Here is a 21,057-nt window from a genome sequence, read left to right on the forward strand (position 1 = left end):
GCGAGAGCTTCCTCCTGGCCCGATGAGGCTGTCAATACTTCAAGCGGCTACGAGCTGATGTGAGTTCATGGCTTCAGAAGGTGAAGGAGTCAGGGCTGGCTGTCCGACGGCGGTGGGGCGGTGTCTGCCATGCGGGCGCGGATGAGCGCACCGGCGAGCACCGCGGCGGCCGCCGGGCCGAAGACCGAGACCTGGACGGTGAAGGAGTTCCAGTGCAGGGCGTCGCCCACGTACAGCACTGTGCCGGCGGCGGGGACGGTGAGCCATTCCCAGCGGCCGTCGAGGGCGACCAGCGCGACGACGAGCAACGCGTACCAGTAGTACGCGGGCGAGGTCAGCAGCAGCGCGGTCCCGGTGACCAGCAGCGCCCCGCGCCACGGCTGCCCTGGGTCGCCGCGCCGCAGCACGTACAGCGCGGTCAGCGCGATCAGCACCGCGGCGACGGGACCCGCCCACGCCGACGGCAGGACGAGCCGCAGCAGCGCGAACCGCCCGACGCCGCTGTCGTCGTACCCCTCCTCCTGCAGATAGCCGGGGAGGTAGCCGATGACCGAGGAGCCGGAGGCGATCAGGTACGGCAGATAGACGAGGACGATGACAAGGGCCGCGGGCAGCAGGATGCGCACGGTGTCGCGCAGCCCGTCGCGCGGGCGGCGTCCCGGCGCGAGAACGCCCGACAGCGCGCCAGGAAGGGCGAGCGCGGGCAGCAGTTTGACGGCGATCGCGCCGCCGAGCAGGGCACCGCGGCGCGCACCGGTGGCAGCGCCGAGCGCGACCACCGTGAGCAGCGCACCGAGGGTGTCGACATGGGCGTCGTTGACCGCGGCGAACGGCACCGCGGGGCACCACGCCCACAGCGCCGCCTGCCGCGGATCACCGCCCTGCCGCCGCCGCAGGACGAGCAGCAGCACCGCCGTGGTAGCGACGGCGAGCACCGCACCCGCCAGCTGCAGCGGCTTGTGGCGCGTGGCGTCCGGGGAGAGCACGTGGACGAGGAGGAACCAGCCCTCGGCGACGGGCGGGTAGATCGTGTGCACGGACGGCCTGTTGATGTGGGTGCACACCCCGGCCGCTGTGTGCAGGTCCCAAGCCCGGCAGCTGCCGGTGTCCGGGAAGAGCCAGGCGTCGCGCAGTCGGGCCAGCCGCGCTGCGTCCGGCGCATAGGCGTACGGGGAGATCCCCGCGGCCTGCACCCGGCCGTCCCACGCGTAGCGGTACATGTCGTCGCTGGTGCGCGGCGGCGCCGACAGCGCCGCGGCGGCCGACGCCACCGACCCGGCGAGGACGAACGCGGCGGCGGTGCGCACTGGCACCGTCCGCACGGACCACACGGCGGCGGCGAACAGCACCCATGCGGCGGCGTACCAGGGCAGCAGGGCCGCCGGGTGGCCGAGGTCGCCGCCGGCGCGGACGGTCACGGCGACGACGGCGGTCAGGGCGGCGAGCAGGGCCGCGGTGCGGACGGTAGGGAGTCTCACGTGTGCCACGGTGGCAGCTGCGGGCGCCGGAGGCGATCTTGCGGGGCTCGGTGTCCGCAATCCGTAAGGAGTTCAGCGGCCTGAGGCAGGCCTCGGCGAGATCTCATGGAGCCATGAGATTCCGTCCCGTTCTTCCCCGGCTTCCGGATCCCGTCTTCAGGGGGCGGCTGCACGACGCGCGGACCGCCACCGTGGTCGGACGGGCTCTGGGCGCCGCCGTCGCGGTGTGCTTCGTCACCGGCGTCATCAGCCACTACTTGCAGCAACCGCCCGGCTGGGCGGTGAACCTGCTGCCGAGCAGGCCGGTGTGGGGGTACCGGTTGACGCAGGGGCTGCATGTAGCGAGCGGTCTGGCGGCAATTCCCTTGGTGCTGGCCAAGCTGTGGACGGTGTATCCGCGGCTGTTCGTACGGCCGGTGGTGCGGTCGGTGCTGCACGCACTGGAGCGTCTGTCGATCGCGGTGCTGGTGGGCGCGGTGCTGCTCGAGCTGTTCACCGGGCTGCTCGACACGGTGGAGTGGTATCCGTGGCCCTTCCCGTTCCGGCAGGTGCACTGGGCGCTGGCCTGGGTGGTGACGGGTTCTCTGCTGCTGCACATCGCGGTCAAGGCACCGGTCATCGCGGCGAACTGGTGGCGGACGGTGGCCATGGACGCCCTGGAGGGCCCGGACCGGCGGTCCTTCCTCGCGGCCGTGAGCGCGGCGGTCGGTGCGGTGACGCTGGCGACGGTCGGCCAGTCGTTCGGCCCGCTGGAGGACGTGGCCCTGCTGGCGCCGCGCCACCCGGACCACGGGCCGCAGGGGCTGCCGGTCCGCCAGACAGCTGCGGAGGCGGGGGTGACCCGGGAGCGGCTGTCGGGGTGGAGGCTGCAGGTCGCCGGGCCGAACGCCTACGAGCTGACACTTCCTCAACTACGGGCGATGAAGCAGCACTCGGTGGTGCTGCCCATTGCATGCGTCGAGGGATGGAGCAAGAACGCGCACTGGACGGGCGTGCGGGTCCGGGATCTGCTGGACCGGGCGGGTGCCCCGCACGGCGCGCGGATCCGCGTGGTGTCGCTCGAACGCGGCGGGAATTACGGGGTGAGCGTGATGGGTGCGTCGTATGCCAGGGACCCGCTGACGCTGCTCGCGCTGGCGCTGGGCGGCGAGCCGCTCGCGCCCGACCACGGTGCGCCGGCCCGGATCATCGCCCCCGACCGGCCCGGGGTGCTGCAGACCAAGTGGGTCACGCGACTGGAGGTGCTGCAGTGACGGGGCGGGTGGTGGCGGGCGCCCTGGGGCTGGCCGGGATCGGGACCGGTCTTGCGGTACTGCTGACCGATCCGCATGTCCGCGATCCTCTGGATGTCGCGGTGTGGCTGGTGGCTGCGCTGTTGCTGCACGACGCGGTGCTGGTGCCGCTTGTGCTGCTCGTCGGCGCGGCGTTGCGGGCGCGGGGGCCGTTGCGCGGCGGACTGATCGTCGGCGGGTGTCTGACGGCGGTGGCGTTGCCCGCCGTACTGCGTCCCGGTCCTGTGCCGGTCTCCCTCCTGCCGCTGGACTATGTGCGCAACTGGTTGTTCGCGCTGGGCGCGGTGGCCGTGGTGACGGCGCTCGCGGCCGGCTGGGCCTTGCTGCGGTCCCGGTGGGGGCGGCGTGCGCGGCGGTGAGCGGCAGGCCGTCCTCAGCGGGTGAATTCCGCGAAGTGGCGGCCGCCCGACTCCCACGCATCGACGGGGGTCCAGCCGGCGGCCGTCGCGGCGGCGCCCAGCGCTGTCGGGCCGAGCCGGGCCCAGGGGAAGTCGCGGCCGTGACGTCCGCGAGCGTCCTCGACCCGTACGGTCAGCCGCTCGTCCACGTCGTGGGCGGCGGCCTCGGCGAGCAACCGGCCGCCGGGGGCTGTCAGTTGTCGCAGCCTGCCCAGCAGGGCGCGCGGGTCGCCGCCGATGCCGATGTTGCCGTCGACCAGCAGCACGGTGGACCAGCGGCCTTCGGCGGGCAGGCGGTCGAAGACCGAGCGGTGCAGCACGGCCGCGCCCGCGCCGCGGGTGCGGGCCACCGCGGCCGGGCTGACGTCAATGCCGAGGGCCGGCAGCCCGTGGGCGGTGAGCGCGGCCACCAGGCGCCCGGGTCCGCAGCCGATGTCGAGCACGGGGCCGCGGCAACGGCTCAGCAGGGAGGTGTCGGCGGCGTCCGGTCCGGCGCACCAGCGCTCGACGTCGAGCGGCAGCAGCCAGCCGTCGGGGCGGCGCAGGAAGAGCGGTCCGCGTCCGGTGCGCAGGGCGCGGGCGTACGGGTCGTCGGTCCACGGCTGTGGTTGGCGCGGCGTCAGCTCGGCTGCCCCGGGCGGCTGTGGTGCCTGCGGTGTGTCCTGCGCCGTGTTCATGACGCGAACCGGGACAGGAGGGCGGCGAAGCGCGATGCGGGGGCTGTGGCGGCGACGGCTGCCGCGTCCGGTGCGGTGTCGACGTCCCGCAGCCGGGCCAGGTCGCGTACGCGCAGTCCCGCCGAGCACAGGCGTGCGCGCTGCAGCGCTCCGGTGCGGGCGGTGGACATCGGGATGCCCCGCAGCAGCGCGGGGTCGGGTTCGGCGAGCCCGAGCGCCCAGAATCCGCCGTCCTCGGCCGGGCCGAACCAGGCGTCGCAGCCGCTCCAGGCGTCGGGCGCGAGCGCGGGGACGAGGAGCCGTGGGGTGAGCTGCGGGGTGTCCATGCCCACCAGCAGGGCCGGCCCGTCGGCGCAGCCTGCGAAGGCGGCGGCGAGTCGTTCGTCGAGGCCGCCGGGGGCCTGCTCTACCACGTCGATGCCCGGCGGAAGCCAACGGCCGGGCGTGCCGTCGAGGACGAGGACCCGGCGGCGGGCCGGCGCGCACAGCACCGCGTCGAGGGTGTCTGCGAGGGCGGCCTCGGCGAGGGCGGCGGCCTGTTCGGGGGTGAACGGTGGCGTGAGCCGGGTCTTGACCCGTCCGGGCAGGGGTTCCTTGGCGATGACGAGCACGGTGGTGGGCCCGCCGGGCCCGGCGGCCGTGACCGGGCGCGTCATGGGGGCGGTCATCGGACCGCTCCTGCGGAGGTGTGCAGCACGGCGCGCATGTCCTGCACGGCGTGCCAGGTGCCGCGCCAGGTGCCGGTGACCTTGGAGCGCCCGGTGCGCGGCCGGTAGGGCACATCGGTCTCGCGTACCCGCCAGCCGGCGTCGGCGGCTCGGACCACCATCTGCAGCGGGTACCCCGAGCGGCGGTCGGTGAGCCCCAGGGCCAGCAGGGGTTCGCGGCGAGCGGCGCGCATCGGGCCGAGGTCGCCGAGACGCAGCCCGGTGCGCCGGCGGATGAGCCGGCTCAGCTCGCGGTTGGCGAGCCTGGCATGCAGGGGCCAGGCGCCGCGTGTGACGGGCCTGCGGCGCCCGAGGACGAGGTCGGCCCGCCCGTCGAGCACGGGCCGCACGACGGTGGGCAGCGAGGTGGGATCGAGGGAGGCGTCGCAGTCGCAGAAGCAGACGATGTCGGCGGTGGCGGCTTGCAGGCCGGCGTGGCAGGCGGCGCCGAAGCCGCGTACGGGTTCCCGGACCACGTACGCGCCCAGGGAAGCGGCGAGTTCCGCGGAGCCGTCGGTCGAGCCGTTGTCGACGACGACGGCTCGCCAGCCGGGCGGTATGCGCTCCAGCACCCAGGGCAGGGCGGCCGCTTCGTCGAGGCACGGCAGGACGACGTCGACGCGGGCGGGTGCGTCGCCGGGACACGCACCGGCGTCGTTGGGTGGCGGGGGATTCTCGGTCACACCTCCACCCTACGAAGACAAAGCGGGGCATTCAGGATTCTGGTTTCTTACGAAACACGGACGTCGGAGGGTGGGGGCCTGCCCGGCGGGGCGCTGTTGACGGAGGTGGGTGCCAGACTCGGAAACGTGAGCAGAGCCACCGTCGCCGGTAACCCCGCAGCCGCCCCACGCCGCGTCCTGGTCGTGGACGACGACCCGACCGTCGCCGAGATCGTCGCGGGCTACCTCGACCGCGCCGGATTCACCGTGGACCGGGCCGCCGACGGCCCGGAGGCGATGGCCCGGGCGACGGCCGTCCGGCCCGACCTCGTCGTGCTCGACCTGATGCTGCCGGGCATCGACGGCCTCGAGGTCTGCCGGCGGCTTCGCCGGCAAGGGCCGCTGCCGGTCGTCATGCTCACCGCGCGCGGCGACGAGGACGACCGGATTCTCGGGCTCGAAGTCGGCGCCGACGACTACGTCACCAAGCCGTTCAGCCCGCGCGAGCTGGTGCTGCGCGTCGAGTCCGTGCTGCGCCGCGCGGGGACGCGGGCGCATGACCCCGGGCCGTGGCTGCGCGCCGGGCCTCTCGCGGTGGACCCGGCCGCCCGCAGGGCCACCCGGGACGGCGCCGAACTCGCCCTGACCATCAGGGAGTTCGACCTGCTCGCCTTCTTCCTGCGTAATCCGGAGCGGGCGTGGAGCCGCGAGGAGCTCATGCACCAGGTGTGGGAGTGGGAGTTCGGGGACCTGTCGACGGTGACCGTCCATGTGCGGCGGCTGCGGGAGAAGATCGAGGACGATCCGGCTCACCCCCGGCTGATCAGCACGGTGTGGGGCGTCGGCTACCGCTTCAATGCGCCCGGGACCGGTGCCGGTCCCGGGCCCGGACCGGGTCCCGGTGCGGCCGGAAGCGAGGAGCCCTCCCATGCATGATCTATTGGTCATCGCCGCCTACGCGGCCGCCGGGGCGGCCGCGGCCGGCCTGCTCGGCGCGCTGGTACTGCGGACGCTGCGGCACCGCTCGCTTTCGCTGTCGCTCGCCGTCATCGCGGCGGTGGCGGTCGCCGCCATGCTCGCCGGGACGGTCTCGGTGGCGTGGGCGATGTTCCTGTCCTCGCACGATGTGCGGGTCGTCATCCTGGTGTGCGCCATCGCCGGTGTCGTCTCGCTCGCCGTCACCCTGCTGCTCGGCCGGCAGGTGGTGGCCGGGAGCCGGGCACTCGCCGCGGCCACCCGGGCGCTCGGCGACGGCGGCGGATTCTCCCCGCCCGCCGGCCCTCCGACGGCCGAACTCGCCGAGCTCGGCCGTGAGTTGGCGGTCACCAGCGCCAAACTCGCCGCGTCCAGGGAGCGGGAGCGCGCCCTGGAGGCGTCCCGGCGCGAGCTGGTGGCGTGGATCTCGCACGATCTGCGCACCCCGCTGGCGGGGCTGCGGGCGATGGCCGAGGCGCTCGAGGACGGCATGGTGTACGACCCGGCCGCCTATCACGCCCGAATACGCGCTGAGGTCGAGCGACTGAGCGCCATGGTCGGCGATCTGTTCGAACTCTCCCGTATCCAGGCGGGCGTGCTGCCGCTCGCCCTGTCCCGGATGTCGGTCTACGACCTGGTGGGTGATGCGCTCGCGGGCGCGGATCCGCTCGCGCGCGAGCACGGTGTGCGGCTCGTCGGTGACGTGGTGGAGCCGGTGCCGATCGAGGTGGACGGACGGGAGATGACGCGCGTCCTGGCCAATCTGCTGGTCAACGCGATCCACCGGACGCCGGCCGACGGCACGGTGGCGGTGGCGGCGCACCGCCAGGCGGACACGGTGGTGCTGTCGGTGACCGACGGGTGCGGCGGGATCCCGGCCGAGGACCTGCCACGCGTCTTCGACACCGGCTGGCGTGGCACGGGGGCGCGCACCCCTCCGGCCGGGGCGGGGCTCGGGCTCGCCATCGTCCGCGGCATCGTCGAGGCGCACTCCGGGCGCGCGGCGGTGCGCAATGTGCCGGGCGGCTGCCGCTTCGAGGTCGTCCTTCCGGCGGCGCCCAACTGACGTCCGCTGTCTGTCATTCCGCACCGGTCTCCGAGGCCGGCCGCAGCGGTGCCTTGGCGAACTCGGCCATCCCGTCCACGAAGCCGGTCCATGGACGCCAGCCGAGCTCGTCGCGCAGCCGCTGGGAGGAGGCGGTGATGTGGCGGACGTCGCCGAGCCGGTACTCGCCGGTGACGACGGGCGCGGGACCACCGTATGCCGCGGCGAGCGCGGCGGCCATCTCACCGACGGTGTGCGGCGTTCCGCTTCCGACGTTGTAGGCGCGCAGCGTGCCGGGTTCCGGTTCCGCCGCGAGCGCCGCGAGGTTGGCGGCCGCCACGTCCCGTGCGTGGACGAAGTCGCGGCGCTGGCCGCCGTCTTCGAAGACGCGCGGCGCCTCGCCGCGGGCGAGCGCGGAGCGGAAGATCGAGGCGACCCCCGCATAGGGGGTGTCGCGGGGCATCCCCGGACCGTAGACGTTGTGGTAGCGCAGCGCTACGGCCCGGCCCTGGACGGCGCGGGCCCAGCAGGCGGCGAGGTGTTCCTGCGTCACTTTGGTCACCGCGTACACGTTGCGCGGGTCGAGGGGCGCGTCCTCGGTGACGAGGCCGGGAGCGAGCGGCTGCCCGCAGTGCGGGCACGGTGGCTCGAAACGGCCGTGGTCGAGGTCGGCGACGCGCCGCGGACCGGGCCGTACGGTGCCGTGCCGCGCGCAGTCGTAGCGTCCTTCGCCGTAGACCACCATGGACCCGGCGACCACCAGACGGCTCACGCGGGTCTCGGCCATCGCCGCAAGCAGTACAGCGGTGCCGAGGTCGTTGCGGCTCACGTAGTCGGGCGCGTCGGCGAACTCCTTGCCGAGGCCGACCATGGCGGCCTGGTGGCACACGACGTCCACGCCGCGCAACGCGTCCGTCACGGCCGCCCGGTCGCGTACGTCGGCATGGACGACCGTGACGCCGGCGGGCGGCCCGGCAGGGGTGTGCGTGTCGAGGATCCGGACGTCGTGTCCTGCGTCGACGAGCGCGGTGACGATGTGCGAGCCGATGAAGCCCGCGCCACCGGTGACGAGTACCAGCATGCGGGCGACGTTACGGGCCGGAAGGCGCCCATGGGGCGGACACGAGGCCGCCGTCAGCGAAACGTAAGAAGAGCCGTCAGGAGTGGTCGCGGTAGCGTCCGGACCACTGGGGCTCGATCCACTCCCACTCCTTGTCCCACCGGGCGGCACGCATCCGGTCGAGCACCCGCCGCAGCGCCAGCCACAGGCCCAGGGCGGCGAGCGGTAGCGCGGGCACGACCATGGCGGCGGCGAGGCCGGCGTCGTGCGAGGCCTGGGAGGCGGTGAGCGGCGCGGAGACGATGGCGCCGGTCCGCTTGTCCACCCACACGCTGAGGATGGTGCCGGCGACGGTTCCCGGGGTGACGGAGGCGGTGGCGACGTACGGCGCGCGGCCCGCTCCGGTGACCCGCGCTGCGGCCGCGACCGTGGTCTGCGAGGGCACCATGGGGGCGTTCCGCAGCACCTGGGCGGTGGCGGGGCGGCGGGTGGCGGCCTGGACGCGCACCGTGTGCATCGACAGGTGGTAGACGTACGCGTCCGTACCGATGACGGCCGCGGGAAGGGCCAGCAGGATCAGTACGACGAGGATCTTGCCGGCCCAGCTCTGGATGCGGTCCGAGGTGCGTTCGAGCGGGCTGTGGGCGGTGTGCCGGTCGGTACCCAGCACGCCCAGTGCCCGGCCGGGGCGGCGGTGGCGTCCGTGCGGTGTACGGAGCGACATAGCTCTCCTCCCTTCCCGCAGTGCACATACCCGCGTCGTGCCGCTTCAGTGGGGCAGCCGGGGCTGCCGGGTAAACATCCGCCCATGACACAGTGCTCGTCCGGTACGCACCGGCGACAGGGCCTGGTGGGCCGGTGATGGTACCGTGCGGCCGCATCGGCGTGGGCCGACCGGCCCCATGAACGGGCGATGGGCGGGCCGCTCCCATCCGTGGGATGGGGCGGGCCGCCCGGCACCGGATGTCATCCGTCCCGGCGCGTCGATCCCGCCTCTTCGAGCCCCGCGGAGGCCTCGACGACATGCAGCTCGGAGGCTGCCGGTGCGGTGTGCCGGCGGCGGAGTGTGGAGGGCCACCAGTTCCAGCGTCCGAGGAGGTGGCAGGCTCTCACCATCGCCCGGGCCCCCTGGCCGACCCCCTCTCACGTCCTCCGGCGGACGGTTCCTCGCCGTACTGCGCTCGCAGTAGATCCGGACCGCGGTACTGCGACCGCGGTGACGGGCTGTGGTGTCGGGGGACGATGACCTCGGCTTGCGGGGCCGTTTAGCGTTGTGGGCATGTACGGCATCGTCCCCTGGGTGCGGGCGCGACCAGCCCGGCTGCTCGCCGTGGACATCTGCGTCGCGGCCGCGGTGTTCGCCTGCGCGCTGGCCGGCAGCCAGGCCGGCCGGCCGGAACAGGGCGTGCAGGTGACCATCGGGGCACCCGGCCCCGGTCACCCTGCGCACCTCACGGTCTGGCTGGTCCTGGTGATGTTGGTCACATGTGCGGCGCTGCCGTTCCGGCGCCGCCGGCCGCTGCCCACGCTCGCGGTGACCACCGCGGGGGCGGCCTGCTACCTGGCCACCGTCGGCTCGCACCCGGCGCTGCTGATTGCCCCCATGATCGTGCTGCACTACACGGCCGAGACCACCGACCGCCGTACCGCGCTGCTGCGCGGCCTGCCCGTGGTCGCCGTCCTGGTCGGCACCCTTGGGCTGACCCGGCCCACCGACTGGCTCAGCGCCGAGACGCTCGCCGTGAGCGCCCTCACCCTGCTGGCCCTGGCCGCCGGGGACGCGGCCCGCAGCCGGCGCGCCATCCTCGCCGAGGCCGAGGAGCGGGCCCGCAGGGCCGAGCACGACCGCGAGAACGAGGCCAGGCGCCGGGTCACCGAGGAGCGGCTGCGCATCGCGCGGGACCTGCACGATCAGGTGGGTCATCATCTGGCCTTGATCAACGTGCAGGCCGGGGTGGCCGATTACGTCCTGGACGAGCAGCCGGCGCAGGTCAGGGAGTCGCTCGCGCACATCCGGCAGGCGAGCCGGGCCGCGCTCGACGAGCTGAAGGACACCGTCGGCCTGCTGCGTGAGGCAGGCGACGCCGCCGCGCCGACCGAGCCGACGGTAGGGCTGTCGGGCCTGGGTGAGCTCGTCGAGTCGTTCCGCAAGTCGGGACTGAGCATCGAGCACGAGGTGGACGGCACGGTGCGTGCGCTCGCCCCGGCGGCGGACCTGACGGCGTTCCGGGTCGTGCAGGAGTCGCTCACCAACGTCTGCAAGCACGCCGCCGGTGCAAGGACCTGCCTGCGCCTCAGTTACCGCCCCGCCGGCCTGCGCATCGTGGTGGAGAACGAGGGGGACGGCTCCCGGCCTGCTCGTGCTGTCCCCGCCGGTGGTTGCGGGCACGGCATCCGCGGGATGCGCGAGCGGGTCGCGATCGTCGGCGGAAGCCTGAGCGCGGGCCCTCGGCCGGGCGGGGGCTTCCGGGTCAGTGCGATGCTTCCGCTCGCGCCGGAGCCGGAGGTCGTCTCGTGACGATCCGTGTGCTGCTCGCCGACGACCAGGCGTTGCTGCGCGCGGGCTTCAAGGTGCTGATCGACTCCACGCCGGGGATGGAGGTGGTGGGCGAGGCCTCCACCGGGCGCGAGGCCGTGCGGCTCGCCCGTGAACTGCGCGCCGACATCGTGCTGATGGACATCCGGATGCCGGACATGGACGGTCTGGTGGCCACGCGGATGATTACCGAGGACGAGGACCTCGCCGGGGTGCGGGTTCTGGTGCTGACGACGTTCGAGATCGACGCGTACGTCTTCCAGGCGCTGCGCGCCGGGGCCAGCGGCTTCCTCGGCAAGGGCGCCGACCCCAAGGAGCTGATCGAGGCGATCCGCACGGTGGCGGCGGGTGATGCGCTGCTGTCGCCGATGGCGCTGAAGGCCATGATCGGGCGCTTTCTCGCCCAGCCCGACCGCGGCCCGGTCGACCAGCCGGCGCCGGGGCTGCTCGATGTGCTGACCGGCCGTGAGCGGGAGATCCTCGTCCACGTCGCGGGCGGTCTGTCCAACGAGGAGATCGCCGGCCGGCTCGCGCTCAGTCCGCACACCGTCAAGACGCATGTGAACCGCGCGATGACCAAGCTGAAGGCTCACGACCGTGCGCAGCTCGTGGTGATCGCCTATGAGACGGGGCTGGTCAAGCCTGCCGTCCAGTGACCGCAGCGCGCGGCCGGCAGCCGCCGCAGCACATGAGCAAACCTGTCAAAACGGTCATGCAGAATCTACGCTGATGTCACAAGCGCACCGTCACGGAGGTGGGCCATGAGCCGCCGTCGCCACTTCCATATGGACCAGGCCGGCCATTCCATCACGGTGAACGTGCGCTCCGGCCATACGGCCGAGGCGGAGGTGCTGGTGGACGGCAAGGAGGTCGCCGTCAAGCAGCTGCACGGCTCGGGAACGAGCCTGCTCTGCGCCGAGCTGCCGGAGGAGCCGGTCCGCCCGTTCCAGGTCCGCATACGGCTTCCGAGGATGGGGTCCGGCACCCCCTCATGTGTGCTGCAACTCGACGGGGTCGAGCAGGCGATGCCGGAGCGGGCAGGCCCGTAGCGGCGCCGATCAGTGGCGGAGCACGCCCTGGGCGGGCAGGCCGGGTGCGGCACCGGTCCGGGCGGGGTCGCGGTGGCGCGTGGGCCAGTCGCCGGGCTGCAGCGGTGCGGGGTGGCGTGTGCCGGAGGCCACTGTGAGGGGTGTGGCCGGTGTGCCCGAGGAGGGCGGGGAGGCACGGCCTGAGGAGCAGGTGGCGACCGCGACGAGCACGGCCGCCACCACGGTCCGCAGCAGCGCCCGAGGCGTCGTACCGCCATCATCCGGTCCTCGCTCCCCCACCTCCCTCTACGGTGCATCCGGAAGGCGCAGAACGCGGGCCGGCCCATCAACCCCGAGATCCTCTTTCGTATCGTGGATGATACTTTCCATCTAGCGGAGGGCAGTTGTAGCTTCCGCCAATGCCGGGTCCGGCGAGCGAAGCGGAGGGGAAGGCACGTGACATACAGCTGCCGGCGGACGGCGGGCCGAGGCCGCCTGCTGCGCGAGCCGAACGATCCGCTCGCCCCCGCCTACGGACGGCTGCTGACCGACGACGAACTCCTCGACGTGGGACGGCACCTGCGCCGTGAGATCGACACCACCGCCTCGTACACGCAGCGTGCCGCCGCCGTCCTGGGGTCCGTGCCACGGCCCGCCCGGACCGGCATGGTCGCGCGCGTCTGGGACGACGACCGCGCCGCCGTCGCCGCCCTGCTCGACGGGCTCGGGGAGCTGCCGAGACAGCTTGCGCCGCCGCTGGTCGTCGACCTGTTCCGCGGGCCCGGCACGGTCGGGTTCCACCTCGGGCGGCGCCTGGGCGGGACGGTGTTCGCCGCCGAACCCGACACCGTCGTCCACGAGGTGACCAGCCATCAGCTCGCACAGGCCGGCGCGCGGGTGAGCCTGCACAACATCGGCTGCCGCGAGCTGCCGCAGATCCTCGCTCCCCGCGGCCCGCGCGACGTGTACCTGGTGGAGCCGCCGTGGCGCGGGCCCGAACCGGGCCGCGACATCGACCTGCGCCGCACCGAGCCGCCGATCCAGGTCATCGTGCGGGACATCGGCCGAGCCCGGCACGGCAGGCCCTACATCCTTGTGCTGAAGACGCACGAGCGCATCAGCGTGGAGTCGGCGGAGCGTGCGCTCGGCGGCGCGCGGCACCTGCGCTCCTACGTACCGCCGCCGCTGCGGGAGGGCGGGCTGCCGCGGGCCTTCTACGGCCTGTTCGCGATGCCGGGCTGAGCGGTGGCGTCGACGGCGGCACCGGGCGGGGTACACGCCTGGAACCAATGCAAGTACGTTCGGATAGGTTCGCACCCGTAATCCGCACACCGTGGAGGGATCCGAGGACCCATGGAAACCGTGCTGCGACCGCTGACCGTGGCCGGCAGCGCCGTTGCCGTCACCCTGGCCGTCGGGTGGACGGCCGATCGCATGCTGCGACGCGCCGACGCCCGCCATCCGGAGACCCCGCTGTGGCAGCTGCTGCGCCGCTGCCGGCTTCCGCTGCAGGTGGCGCTCTGCGCGGGCCTGTTGCTCGGCGGCTACCGCGCCGCCCACGTGGGGCGCGGCCATGAGGAAGCCATCGAGCAGGTGCTCGTCCTGGTGCTGATCGCCGCCATGGCATGGCTGGTGATGCACGGAGTCGGGGCCGTCGTCGAGACCGGGTACGCGCGGTACGCCGCTGCCTCCCACGACCCGGCCCGGCTGCGCCGGGTACGCACTCAGGTGACGCTCATCCAGCGCGTTGTCACCGCGGCCGTCGGGATCGTCGCGGCCGCCGTGATGCTGATGCAGTTCCCGGCGATGCGGGCGGTGGGTACGTCGGTGCTGGCGTCGGCCGGGGTCATCGCCGCCGTCGCCGGCATCGCGGCCCAGTCCACGCTCGGCAACCTCTTTGCCGGTCTGCAGATCGCCTTCGGCGACATGGTGCGCATCGGCGACACGGTCGTCGTCCAGGGCGAGTGGGGCACCGTCGAGGAGATCACCCTGACCTATCTGGTCGTCAGCACGTGGGACGAGCGCCGTATCACGATGCCCGTCTCGTACTTCACCAGCAGGCCGTTCGAGAACTGGTCGCGCGGCAGCGCCCAGATGACGGGGACGGTCTTCTTCCACCTCGACCACGCCGTGCCGGTCGACCTCATGCGCGAGCGCCTCCACCAGGAGCTCAAGGAGTGCGAGGCATGGGACGGCCGTGCCTGGAGCCTGGTGGTCACCGACACCACCCCGACGACGATCCAGGTGCGCGCGCTCGCCACCGCCAAGGACTCCGCCGACCTGTGGACGCTTCGGTGCACCATCCGCGAGCGGCTCATCGACTGGCTGCGCTGCGAGCATCCGTACGCCCTGCCGCGGGTGAACACCGCTCCCGCTCCGGGACACGATGCCGCCCCCGACCGCGGCGCGGCCGCGGGCCCGCGCCCGGGCGACATCGGCCCCGGGCCCGGGACGGCTCCGCCGCCGAGCTGAGCTCCTGCCGCGCGCAGCGCCTCACCTGCCGCGCAGCCGCTCCAGATCGCGGCGTTCACGCTTGGTGGGTCGGCCCGTGCCGCGGTCGCGAAGGGGGACGGTCACGGCCTCCTCGCGCGGTGGCGGCGGCGGACTGTTGTCGACGTAGCACTCCGCGGCGACGGCCGCGCCGACCCGTTTGCGCACGATGCGGGAGACGACGACGATCCGCTCACGCCCGACGTGGTAGAGCCGCACCTCGTCGCCGGAGCGCACCGGGTGGGCCGGCTTGACCCGCTCGCCGTTGACGCGCACATGGCCGCCACGGCAGGCGGACGCGGCCAGCGACCGGGTCTTGGTGAGCCGCACCGACCAGATCCAGCTGTCGACCCGCACGGTCCCCTCGTCTGAAGCCATGCACCCGACTCTACGACCGCGCCGTACCCTGATCGCCGTGCACATCTGTTTCGTCTGTACCGGGAACATCTGCCGCTCCCCCACTGCCGCGCTCGTCTTCGCCGAACAGCTGCGCCGCGCCGGGCTCGACGACGTCGTCGAGGTGAGCAGCGCGGGCCTGGGACCGTGGCACGTCGGGGAGTCGATGGACGAGCGGGCGGCGGCGGTGCTGGCCCGGCGCGGCTATCCGACCGGGCACGTCGCGGCCCAGGTGGACTCCGGGCATCTCGACGCCGACCTGCTGCTGGCAATGGACTGCGGTCACGACAAGGCTCTGCGCCGGCGCCTGGACGATCCCGACCGGGTCAGGCTGCTGCGCTCCTTCGATCCCGGCGCGGGCGAGGATCTGGACGTGCCCGATCCGTACTACGGCGGTCCTGACGGGTTCGACGAAGTGCTCGCCATGATCGAGGCGGCGATGCCCGGGCTGCTCGCCTGGGTGCGCGACCGGCTCGCCGCACACGGCCACGACGCCCACGACGCCCACGAGGCATGAACGGCACGGACGCGGGTGGGCCCGGGGGCGCGGCGGCGCGACTGACCGGACGCAGCGCACAGTCGGTGCGCCGGCTGTCGCCGACGATGGCGCAGGTCACGCTCGACGGCGGGGACGTCGTGGTGGTCAAGCGCGGGCACGGGCCCGGTGCGACACGTGCGGAGGCGGCCGGGCTGCGCTGGCTGGCCGCGGCCGGCGCGGTGCCCCTTCCCGCGGTGCGAGGCGTGGACGACCAGTGGCTGGTGATCGACCGCGTCGCGACGGGGCGGCCGACCGCGGCGGCGGCCGAGCGGCTGGGGCGCGAGCTGGCGGTGCTGCACGCCGAAGGCGCCCCGGCATTCGGCGCCCCTCCGCCCGGTGGGCCGGCCGACGCGTGGATCGGCCTGGCGCCCATGGCCGACGTCCCCGGTGAGAGCTGGCCGCAGTGGTATGCAGAGCGGCGCGTGCTGCCGTATCTGCGCAGGGCGGTCGACGCGGGGATCATGACGCACGAGGAGGCGGCGGTCGTCGAGCGGGTGTGCGAGCGGCTCGACGAGCGTGCGGGACCTCCCGAGCCGCCCGCCCGCCTGCACGGCGATCTGTGGAGCGGGAACGTGCTGTGGGGCGGCGACGGACAGGCGTGGCTGATCGATCCGGCGGCGCACGGCGGGCACCGGGAGACGGATCTGGCGATGCTGCAGCTGTTCGGCTGCCCGCATCTTGAGCACGTGCTCGCCGGCTACCAGGAGATGGCGCCGCTCGCCGGCGGCTGGGCCGGCCGCGTCGGCGTGCACCAGCTGTTTCCGCTGCTCGTGCATGCCGTGCTGTTCGGACGCGGGTATGCCGGACAGGCCGTGGCCGCGGCCAGGTCGGCCGGTTGACCGCGGCCGGGCGGCCGGGCGGCCGGCACAGGAAATGCACATTTTTCCAGAGACACCTTGAATTGAAGCAAACAAACCACGTATAGCTGGAAAAACCATGACAAGGTGCGCCGGATGCAGGAGACACCGGACTGTGGCGTCCCCCCGCCCTCGACCGAGGAGTTCCTGCGCATGGTGCACGGAGCCGACCCCGCTCCCCACCCCGTTCCCGAACCGACGCCCCACGCCGACCCCGGGCCGGCCCTCGACTGCGACGAGTGCCGTGGTGGGGGCACCGTGATCACCGCGCAGGGCCGTCACGAGCTGTGCCCCGCCTGCCAGTCGGCCGCCCCGCGCCAGGGGCACGACACCCCCCTCACCCGGACAGCCGCGCATGTGGGCACAGCGCCGCGGGAAGAATCTGGCAGGAGGGCAGTGATCGGCTGTCCCGTGAGATCGGAGCCCCCCTGAGCAGCGAGTTCCGCGCAGCGGCCCTGGACGTGCCCACGTTCGGCGTTGAGGAGGAGTTCCTTCTCGTCGACCGCGAAACGTGCGTCCCCTCACCGTGCGCGTCCATGGTCCTCAAGAACGCTGGGGACGTGCTCGGCGACCAGGTCCAGGCCGAGCTGTTTCCCACCCAGGTGGAGACGTGTACCCGTCCGGTCCGCACTCTCGACGAACTGCGGAAGGATCTGGTGCGGCTACGCTCGGCCGTTGCCGCCGCCGCGGCGGAGTCCGGGTGCCTGGTGGTCGCCTCCGGCACCGCGGTGGTGCCGGCGTCCGGTCCGTTCGAGGTCACCGGCTCCTCGCGGTATCTGCGGATGGCGGCCGAGTTCGGCGCCGTCACCGATGAGCTGGGCAGTGGGGTGTGCGGCTGCCACGTGCACGTCGCGGTGAGCTGCCGCGACGAGGCCGTGCGGCTGGGCAACCACGTACGGCTCTGGCTTCCCACAGTCGGCGCGCTCGCCGCCAACTCGCCGTTCCGCAACGGCTCGGACAGTGGGTACGCCAGCTGGCGGGCGATGAGCTGGTCGCAGTGGCCGGGCGTGGGCCCGGCGCCGATGCTGCCGGACGCCGCGGCCTACGACGCGCTGGTCGATTCCCTCATCGCCTCGGGGTTCATGCTCGACCGGGGAGGGATCTACTGGTACGCCCGGCCGTCCGAGCACTGCCCGACGCTGGAGGTCAGGGTCGCGGACGTCAACTGCGATCTCGACATCGTGGTGCTCGTCGCGGCTCTCGTACGTGGGCTCGTGGCCGTACTGCTGGCCGCGGTGCGCATGGAGGAGTCCGCCCCCGCTGTCCCCGACCGGCTGCTGCAGGCCGCGCACTGGCGGGCCGCCCGCGACGGGCTCGCGGGCCTCGGCGTCGATCTCGCCACCGGCCGGACCCGGCCCGCCGTGGAACTGGTCGAGGCGCTGATCGACCGGGCCGCGCCGGGGCTGGAGGCGGCGGGCGACTTGGACACGGTGCGGGGGCTGTGGCAGCGGGTGCGCGCCCAGCGGGGCGGTGCGGCACGGCAGCGCGCGGTGTACCGCAGGCGCGGCGATCTGCGCGACGTGGTGGACGCTGTGACCGTGCGGTGAGCGACGCCTGCGCGGCCGCCGGGCCGCAGACGACAACGACACGACAACGACGGCCGTACCACTGCGCCGGGCTGGCGGATAAGCGAACAAGGGCAGGGAAGCACTGCGTGACCGGTCGGCGATCTCCGGGTGCGGGGCGTCCGGCGGGCCCGCATCCTGAAGGCATGAGCGAGCACGCAGCCAAGGGCGAGCCGCCCCGGCCCCGTGTGGAGGTCGCCGAGTTCGCCAAGGACACCAGGTACCGCCTGGTCCGCATCGGCGAGGCATCGTGGGAGCCGCTGGAGCGCGAGGAGTTCGAGGTGGAGGTGCGGCGCGCGTACCCGGACATCGACCTGCACGACGCGAAGCAGGTGCACTGGGCGGACCGGCCGTGGGAGTGGCCCGCGTGGCATCAGGGCGAGGCCTGACGGCGGCGTCTTGCCGGGGCCCTGCCGGTCCGGCAGGATGCGGGGCCAGACGGTGGCAACCACGGTGACAGGGGATCACGTTGAGCGTCCGCGTCGAACGGAGCGGTCCCGTCACCACCGTCGTGCTCTCCCGTCCCGGGAGCCGTAACGCGGTCGACGGCGCGACGGCGGCCGCGCTGGCAGACGCCTTCCGCGCCTTCGACGCCGACGAGAGTGCACGGGTGGCGGTGCTGTGGGGCGAGGGCGGGACGTTCTGCGCAGGGGCCGACCTGAAGGCCGCGGGAACCGAGCACGGCAACCGCGTCGCGCCCGACGGCGACGGGCCGATGGGGCCCACCCGGCTGAGGCTGTCCAAGCCCGTGATCGCCGCGGTGAGCGGGTACGCCGTCGCGGGCGGTCTCGAACTCGCCCTGTGGTGCGACCTGCGGGTCGCGGAGGAGGACGCCGTCTTCGGCGTCTTCTGCCGCCGCTGGGGTGTCCCCCTGATCGACGGCGGGACGGTGCGGCTGCCCCGGCTGATCGGCACCAGCAGAGCGCTCGACCTCGTTCTGACCGGTCGGCCGGTACCGGCGCCGGAGGCCCATGCGATGGGTCTGGTCAACCGGCTGGTCCCGGCCGGGCAGGCGCGCGCAGCGGCCGAGGCGCTGGCGGCGGACATCGCCCGCTTCCCCCAGGCGTGCCTGCGCAGCGACCGCGCGTCCGTGCTGGAGCAGCACGGGCTGACCGAGGCCGAGGCGATGGCGCGGGAGTTCTCACACGGGCAGGCGGTGCTGGGCGAAGCGCTCGCCGGAGCGGCCCGGTTCGCCGAAGGCGCGGGCCGCCACGGCGACTTCGGCTCGCTCTGACGCCTTCGACGAGGCGGGGCGGCGCGCGGGGGTGCAGTGCGCAGTCAGCGCACCGCGCCGTAGGAATGCATGTCCAACAGGCGGGTACGGGCGGTCTCCAGGCGGTGTGCGAGCACTTCGGCGACGGCCCGGACGAGGGCGAGACCGAGGGCGGGCTCCTCGTCGCACAGCGCGCGCACCTCGGCGCCGTCGAACTCATAGGCGCGCACCGGGCTGAGCGCTTCGGCCCCGAAGTCCCAGGTGTACGGCGCGAACATCCAGGACCAGCCGAGCAGGTCGCCGGGGCCGAGGGTGTCGACCGTCACGGGCCGCTTGCCGGGGACCTTCAGGTCGAGGGTGACGGCGCCGGAGCGGATGACCCAGAACCGGTCCGCGGTGCCCCGCTCCTCGAAGATCCGGGCGTCCTGGGGGAAGGACACCTCGCGGGCGAGCTCCATCAGGCGCTCCCGGTGCTGGGCGGGCAGGGCCCGGAGCAGTCGCGTGGCAGCTGTCATACCCAACCCTCCTCGCTGCCCCTCCTCGCCGCGCGTTTGCTGCGGGCATGTCCTCTTCAGACCACACCAGGCGGGCGGTCCCGGCAACTCGATCAGCGGCCGGAAGCGGTGCCGACGCGGCACCCACACGACACCGGTACCGCACCGGCGCGGTACCGACCGGTAACCGTCCGTGATGCGGACATGCTTGACGGTAGTCGGCGCCCGTGGTTTAACTGCAAATCCGCTACCCCTCACCCAAGCCGTCCGACTCGGCACCCGACGGGAGAGCACACTCTGTGGGCGATGACCTGCTGGCACCGCTGGATCTCGCTTTCTGGCACCTGGAGTCCCCCGACCACCCCATGCACCTCGGCGCGTTGGCGACGTTCGAGCCGACCGCGGGCACCGGCCCGGAGCGGGCCGCCGAGTTGCTCGTGGCGAGGGCATCCGCGATCCCGCGGCTGCGGATGCGGGTGCGCGGCGTCCTGCTGCCACCGGGCGGCGCGATGTGGTCCAAGCAGCGGAGCTTCGACGTCTCCCGCCATGTGCATCCGGTGTGGCTCACCGGTGAACAGGGGCCGGCCGAACTGCACGGCCTCGTCGGCGAACTGATGGAGCGGCCGCTCGACCGGGCACGGCCGCCCTGGGAGATCTACGTCATCGCGCACCCGGACGGCGGGCCGTTCTCCGTGCTCGTCAAGCTGCACCACGCACTCGCCGACGGTTTGCGCGCGGTCGCCATCGGGGCAGCCCTGCTCGACCAGGGAATGCGGCAGCTCCCCTCCTCCGCAGCCACGAAGGCGCCGGCCGGTCCGCGGCTGGTGATACCGGACCCGCGCCGACTTGCCACCAGTCTCCGCTCCCGCCTGGACGACGCCGAGCAGGTCGTGGGCATCGGCACGGCGGTGATGCGGGCGACCTTGGACTCGCGCCGCTCCGCCGCGCTGGCGACGGCGCCGAGTGCGACGCGGCGGGTGGCCACCGCCGTGCTGGACCTCGACGACCTGCACAGGATCCGCAGGACCGGCGGTGGCACGGTCAACGACGTCCTGCTGACGCTGGTCGCCGGGATGCTGCGCCGCTGGGCCCTGGAACGCGGAGAGGAACTGAGCGGCGGTGATCCGCGGGCGCTGGTCCCCGTATCGCGCCGCCGTCCCGGCACCGTCGTGCGGGCCGGCAACACCCTCTCCGGCTTCCTCGTCCGCCTCCCGGTCGGCGAGGCCGATCCGCTCGAGCGACTGCGCGCGGTGCGGACGGTCATGGACCGCAACAAGGCGGCCGGCCCGGGGCGGGGACCGGGCGCGGTGGCGATGCTCGCCGACTACGTGCCGCCGCTGGGCCACCGGCTGGGCGCCCCCCTCGCCGGGTTCGCGGCGCGGCTCCTCTACGACGTCCTCGTCACCAACGTGCCGCTGCCCGGCTCCGAACTCTCCCTGGGCGGCTGCCCGCTGACGTCGCTGTACCCGCTGGCGCCGCTGGCCCGCGGCCAGTCGGTGTCGGTCGCGATGTCCACGTACCGCAGGCGTGTCCACTTCGGGCTGCTCGGCGACGGCCGGGCCGTTCCCGACCTCGACCGGCTCGCGGCGAGCGCCCACGACGCGCTGGCCGAGCTCGCCGACGCGTGCGCGGTCCGTCCGGTCTGA

24 protein-coding genes are annotated in these 21,057 nt (G+C 73.6%); 15 read left to right on the forward strand and 9 right to left on the reverse strand.

The genetic code is table 11. The features are described from left to right. Positions 1-89: 89 nt before the first annotated feature. A complete protein-coding gene (locus NGB36_RS04215; RefSeq protein WP_255918671.1) occupies positions 90-1,478 on the reverse strand; it encodes a glycosyltransferase family 87 protein in 1,389 nt (462 codons plus the stop codon). Positions 1,479-1,591: 113 nt separating this feature from the next. Here NGB36_RS04215 and NGB36_RS04220 point away from each other — a divergent pair, with 113 nt between their 5' ends. Beyond that, positions 1,592-2,731 carry a molybdopterin-dependent oxidoreductase gene (locus NGB36_RS04220; RefSeq protein WP_255918672.1) on the forward strand — a complete coding sequence of 380 codons (1,140 nt, stop codon included), beginning with the start codon at positions 1,592-1,594 and terminating at the stop codon, positions 2,729-2,731. Then, entirely contained in the window at positions 2,728-3,129 is a 402-nt protein-coding gene (locus NGB36_RS04225; protein ID WP_255918673.1) for a hypothetical protein, read from the forward strand. The genes NGB36_RS04220 and NGB36_RS04225 overlap by 4 nt, the downstream gene beginning before the upstream one ends. Positions 3,130-3,143: 14 nt before the next feature. On the opposite strand, the gene NGB36_RS04230 is transcribed toward NGB36_RS04225, so the two are convergent. The 3 genes from NGB36_RS04230 to NGB36_RS04240 are packed head-to-tail and all read right to left on the reverse strand — an operon-like array spanning position 3,144 to position 5,235. Next, the gene (locus NGB36_RS04230) at positions 3,144-3,845 is read right to left on the reverse strand and encodes a methyltransferase domain-containing protein (RefSeq protein ID WP_255918674.1); all 702 of its coding nucleotides are present in this window, start codon (positions 3,843-3,845) and stop codon (positions 3,144-3,146) included. Continuing rightward, positions 3,842-4,513, reverse strand: a complete 672-nt coding sequence (locus tag NGB36_RS04235; protein ID WP_255918675.1) for a TIGR04282 family arsenosugar biosynthesis glycosyltransferase — start codon at positions 4,511-4,513, stop codon at positions 3,842-3,844. Before NGB36_RS04235 ends, NGB36_RS04230 begins: the two co-directional genes overlap by 4 nt. Further along, on the reverse strand, positions 4,510-5,235 hold the full coding sequence (locus tag NGB36_RS04240; protein ID WP_372509367.1) for a glycosyltransferase family 2 protein: 726 nt from the start codon (positions 5,233-5,235) through the stop codon (positions 4,510-4,512). The genes NGB36_RS04235 and NGB36_RS04240 overlap by 4 nt, the downstream gene beginning before the upstream one ends. A 126-nt stretch (positions 5,236-5,361) precedes the next feature. Here NGB36_RS04240 and NGB36_RS04245 point away from each other — a divergent pair, with 126 nt between their 5' ends. Both NGB36_RS04245 and NGB36_RS04250 read left to right on the forward strand, forming a co-directional pair. Continuing rightward, positions 5,362-6,150, forward strand: a complete 789-nt coding sequence (locus NGB36_RS04245; RefSeq protein WP_255918676.1) for a response regulator transcription factor — start codon at positions 5,362-5,364, stop codon at positions 6,148-6,150. Continuing rightward, a complete protein-coding gene (locus tag NGB36_RS04250; protein WP_255918677.1) occupies positions 6,143-7,255 on the forward strand; it encodes a sensor histidine kinase in 1,113 nt (370 codons plus the stop codon). Before NGB36_RS04245 ends, NGB36_RS04250 begins: the two co-directional genes overlap by 8 nt. A 13-nt stretch (positions 7,256-7,268) precedes the next feature. On the opposite strand, the gene NGB36_RS04255 is transcribed toward NGB36_RS04250, so the two are convergent. Further along, positions 7,269-8,315: an NAD-dependent epimerase/dehydratase family protein gene (locus NGB36_RS04255; RefSeq protein ID WP_255918678.1), complete on the reverse strand. Its 1,047-nt coding sequence runs from the start codon at positions 8,313-8,315 to the stop codon at positions 7,269-7,271. 76 nt (positions 8,316-8,391) lie between these two features. After that, positions 8,392-9,018, reverse strand: coding sequence for an Rv1733c family protein (locus NGB36_RS04260; RefSeq protein ID WP_255918679.1), 627 nt, complete (start codon positions 9,016-9,018; stop codon positions 8,392-8,394). A gap of 555 nt (positions 9,019-9,573) precedes the next feature. Between NGB36_RS04260 and NGB36_RS04265 the strand changes: the two genes are divergently transcribed. From NGB36_RS04265 to NGB36_RS04275, 3 genes are all read left to right on the forward strand, one after another. Then, complete coding sequence (locus NGB36_RS04265; protein ID WP_255918680.1) at positions 9,574-10,812, forward strand: sensor histidine kinase; 1,239 nt, start codon at positions 9,574-9,576, stop codon at positions 10,810-10,812. Further along, positions 10,809-11,486, forward strand: coding sequence for a response regulator transcription factor (locus NGB36_RS04270; RefSeq protein ID WP_255918681.1), 678 nt, complete (start codon positions 10,809-10,811; stop codon positions 11,484-11,486). The genes NGB36_RS04265 and NGB36_RS04270 overlap by 4 nt, the downstream gene beginning before the upstream one ends. Before the next feature lie 105 nt (positions 11,487-11,591). Further along, positions 11,592-11,879, forward strand: a complete 288-nt coding sequence (locus NGB36_RS04275) for a hypothetical protein (protein ID WP_255918682.1) — start codon at positions 11,592-11,594, stop codon at positions 11,877-11,879. 9 nt (positions 11,880-11,888) lie between these two features. Here NGB36_RS04275 and NGB36_RS04280 read toward each other — a convergent pair whose 3' ends face one another. Continuing rightward, positions 11,889-12,158: a hypothetical protein gene (locus tag NGB36_RS04280; RefSeq protein ID WP_255918683.1), complete on the reverse strand. Its 270-nt coding sequence runs from the start codon at positions 12,156-12,158 to the stop codon at positions 11,889-11,891. A gap of 156 nt (positions 12,159-12,314) precedes the next feature. On the opposite strand from NGB36_RS04280, the gene NGB36_RS04285 reads away from it, so the two are divergent. Together NGB36_RS04285 and NGB36_RS04290 are read left to right on the forward strand one after the other, a co-directional pair. After that, on the forward strand, positions 12,315-13,100 hold the full coding sequence (locus NGB36_RS04285) for a hypothetical protein (protein WP_255918684.1): 786 nt from the start codon (positions 12,315-12,317) through the stop codon (positions 13,098-13,100). A gap of 111 nt (positions 13,101-13,211) precedes the next feature. Beyond that, positions 13,212-14,330, forward strand: a complete 1,119-nt coding sequence (locus tag NGB36_RS04290; protein WP_255918685.1) for a mechanosensitive ion channel family protein — start codon at positions 13,212-13,214, stop codon at positions 14,328-14,330. 21 nt (positions 14,331-14,351) lie between these two features. Here NGB36_RS04290 and NGB36_RS04295 read toward each other — a convergent pair whose 3' ends face one another. After that, complete coding sequence (locus NGB36_RS04295; RefSeq protein ID WP_255918686.1) at positions 14,352-14,726, reverse strand: RNA-binding S4 domain-containing protein; 375 nt, start codon at positions 14,724-14,726, stop codon at positions 14,352-14,354. Between the two features lie 37 nt (positions 14,727-14,763). On the opposite strand from NGB36_RS04295, the gene NGB36_RS04300 reads away from it, so the two are divergent. From NGB36_RS04300 to NGB36_RS04320, 5 genes are all read left to right on the forward strand, one after another. Next, positions 14,764-15,261 (forward strand): low molecular weight protein-tyrosine-phosphatase, encoded by a 498-nt coding sequence (locus NGB36_RS04300; protein ID WP_308288803.1) that lies wholly within the window; start codon positions 14,764-14,766, stop codon positions 15,259-15,261. Beyond that, positions 15,258-16,121, forward strand: a complete 864-nt coding sequence (locus tag NGB36_RS04305) for a fructosamine kinase family protein (RefSeq protein WP_255918688.1) — start codon at positions 15,258-15,260, stop codon at positions 16,119-16,121. The genes NGB36_RS04300 and NGB36_RS04305 overlap by 4 nt, the downstream gene beginning before the upstream one ends. A 479-nt stretch (positions 16,122-16,600) precedes the next feature. Further along, entirely contained in the window at positions 16,601-17,686 is a 1,086-nt protein-coding gene (locus tag NGB36_RS04310; RefSeq protein ID WP_255918689.1) for a carboxylate-amine ligase, read from the forward strand. A 164-nt stretch (positions 17,687-17,850) separates the two neighbouring features. Continuing rightward, the gene (locus NGB36_RS04315) at positions 17,851-18,093 is read left to right on the forward strand and encodes a hypothetical protein (RefSeq protein ID WP_255918690.1); all 243 of its coding nucleotides are present in this window, start codon (positions 17,851-17,853) and stop codon (positions 18,091-18,093) included. A gap of 80 nt (positions 18,094-18,173) precedes the next feature. Beyond that, positions 18,174-18,938: a crotonase/enoyl-CoA hydratase family protein gene (locus NGB36_RS04320; RefSeq protein ID WP_269469790.1), complete on the forward strand. Its 765-nt coding sequence runs from the start codon at positions 18,174-18,176 to the stop codon at positions 18,936-18,938. Positions 18,939-18,982: 44 nt separating this feature from the next. On the opposite strand, the gene NGB36_RS04325 is transcribed toward NGB36_RS04320, so the two are convergent. Then, positions 18,983-19,432: a Crp/Fnr family transcriptional regulator gene (locus NGB36_RS04325; protein ID WP_255918691.1), complete on the reverse strand. Its 450-nt coding sequence runs from the start codon at positions 19,430-19,432 to the stop codon at positions 18,983-18,985. A gap of 278 nt (positions 19,433-19,710) precedes the next feature. Between NGB36_RS04325 and NGB36_RS04330 the strand changes: the two genes are divergently transcribed. Beyond that, positions 19,711-21,057: a wax ester/triacylglycerol synthase family O-acyltransferase gene (locus NGB36_RS04330; RefSeq protein WP_255918692.1), complete on the forward strand. Its 1,347-nt coding sequence runs from the start codon at positions 19,711-19,713 to the stop codon at positions 21,055-21,057.

It is taken from the genome of Streptomyces humicola (assembly GCF_024436035.1).
Lineage (GTDB): Bacteria > Actinomycetota > Actinomycetes > Streptomycetales > Streptomycetaceae > Streptantibioticus_B > Streptantibioticus_B humicola.

Bases quoted from the DNA above. Each gene is read 5' to 3' on its own strand.
- NGB36_RS04220 (WP_255918672.1), top strand. From the start codon at position 1,592: ATGAGATTCCGTCCCGTTCTTCCCCGGCTTCCGGATCCCGTCTTCAGG.
- NGB36_RS04290 (WP_255918685.1), top strand. From the start codon at position 13,212: ATGGAAACCGTGCTGCGACCGCTGACCGTGGCCGGCAGCGCCGTTGCC.
- NGB36_RS04250 (WP_255918677.1), top strand. From the start codon at position 6,143: ATGCATGATCTATTGGTCATCGCCGCCTACGCGGCCGCCGGGGCGGCC.
- NGB36_RS04305 (WP_255918688.1), top strand. From the start codon at position 15,258: ATGAACGGCACGGACGCGGGTGGGCCCGGGGGCGCGGCGGCGCGACTG.
- NGB36_RS04315 (WP_255918690.1), top strand. From the start codon at position 17,851: ATGAGCGAGCACGCAGCCAAGGGCGAGCCGCCCCGGCCCCGTGTGGAG.
- NGB36_RS04295 (WP_255918686.1), bottom strand. From the start codon at position 14,726: ATGGCTTCAGACGAGGGGACCGTGCGGGTCGACAGCTGGATCTGGTCG.
- NGB36_RS04265 (WP_255918680.1), top strand. From the start codon at position 9,574: ATGTACGGCATCGTCCCCTGGGTGCGGGCGCGACCAGCCCGGCTGCTC.
- NGB36_RS04325 (WP_255918691.1), bottom strand. From the start codon at position 19,432: ATGACAGCTGCCACGCGACTGCTCCGGGCCCTGCCCGCCCAGCACCGG.
- NGB36_RS04255 (WP_255918678.1), bottom strand. From the start codon at position 8,315: ATGCTGGTACTCGTCACCGGTGGCGCGGGCTTCATCGGCTCGCACATC.
- NGB36_RS04260 (WP_255918679.1), bottom strand. From the start codon at position 9,018: ATGTCGCTCCGTACACCGCACGGACGCCACCGCCGCCCCGGCCGGGCA.
- NGB36_RS04235 (WP_255918675.1), bottom strand. From the start codon at position 4,513: ATGACCGCCCCCATGACGCGCCCGGTCACGGCCGCCGGGCCCGGCGGG.
- NGB36_RS04275 (WP_255918682.1), top strand. From the start codon at position 11,592: ATGAGCCGCCGTCGCCACTTCCATATGGACCAGGCCGGCCATTCCATC.
- NGB36_RS04230 (WP_255918674.1), bottom strand. From the start codon at position 3,845: ATGAACACGGCGCAGGACACACCGCAGGCACCACAGCCGCCCGGGGCA.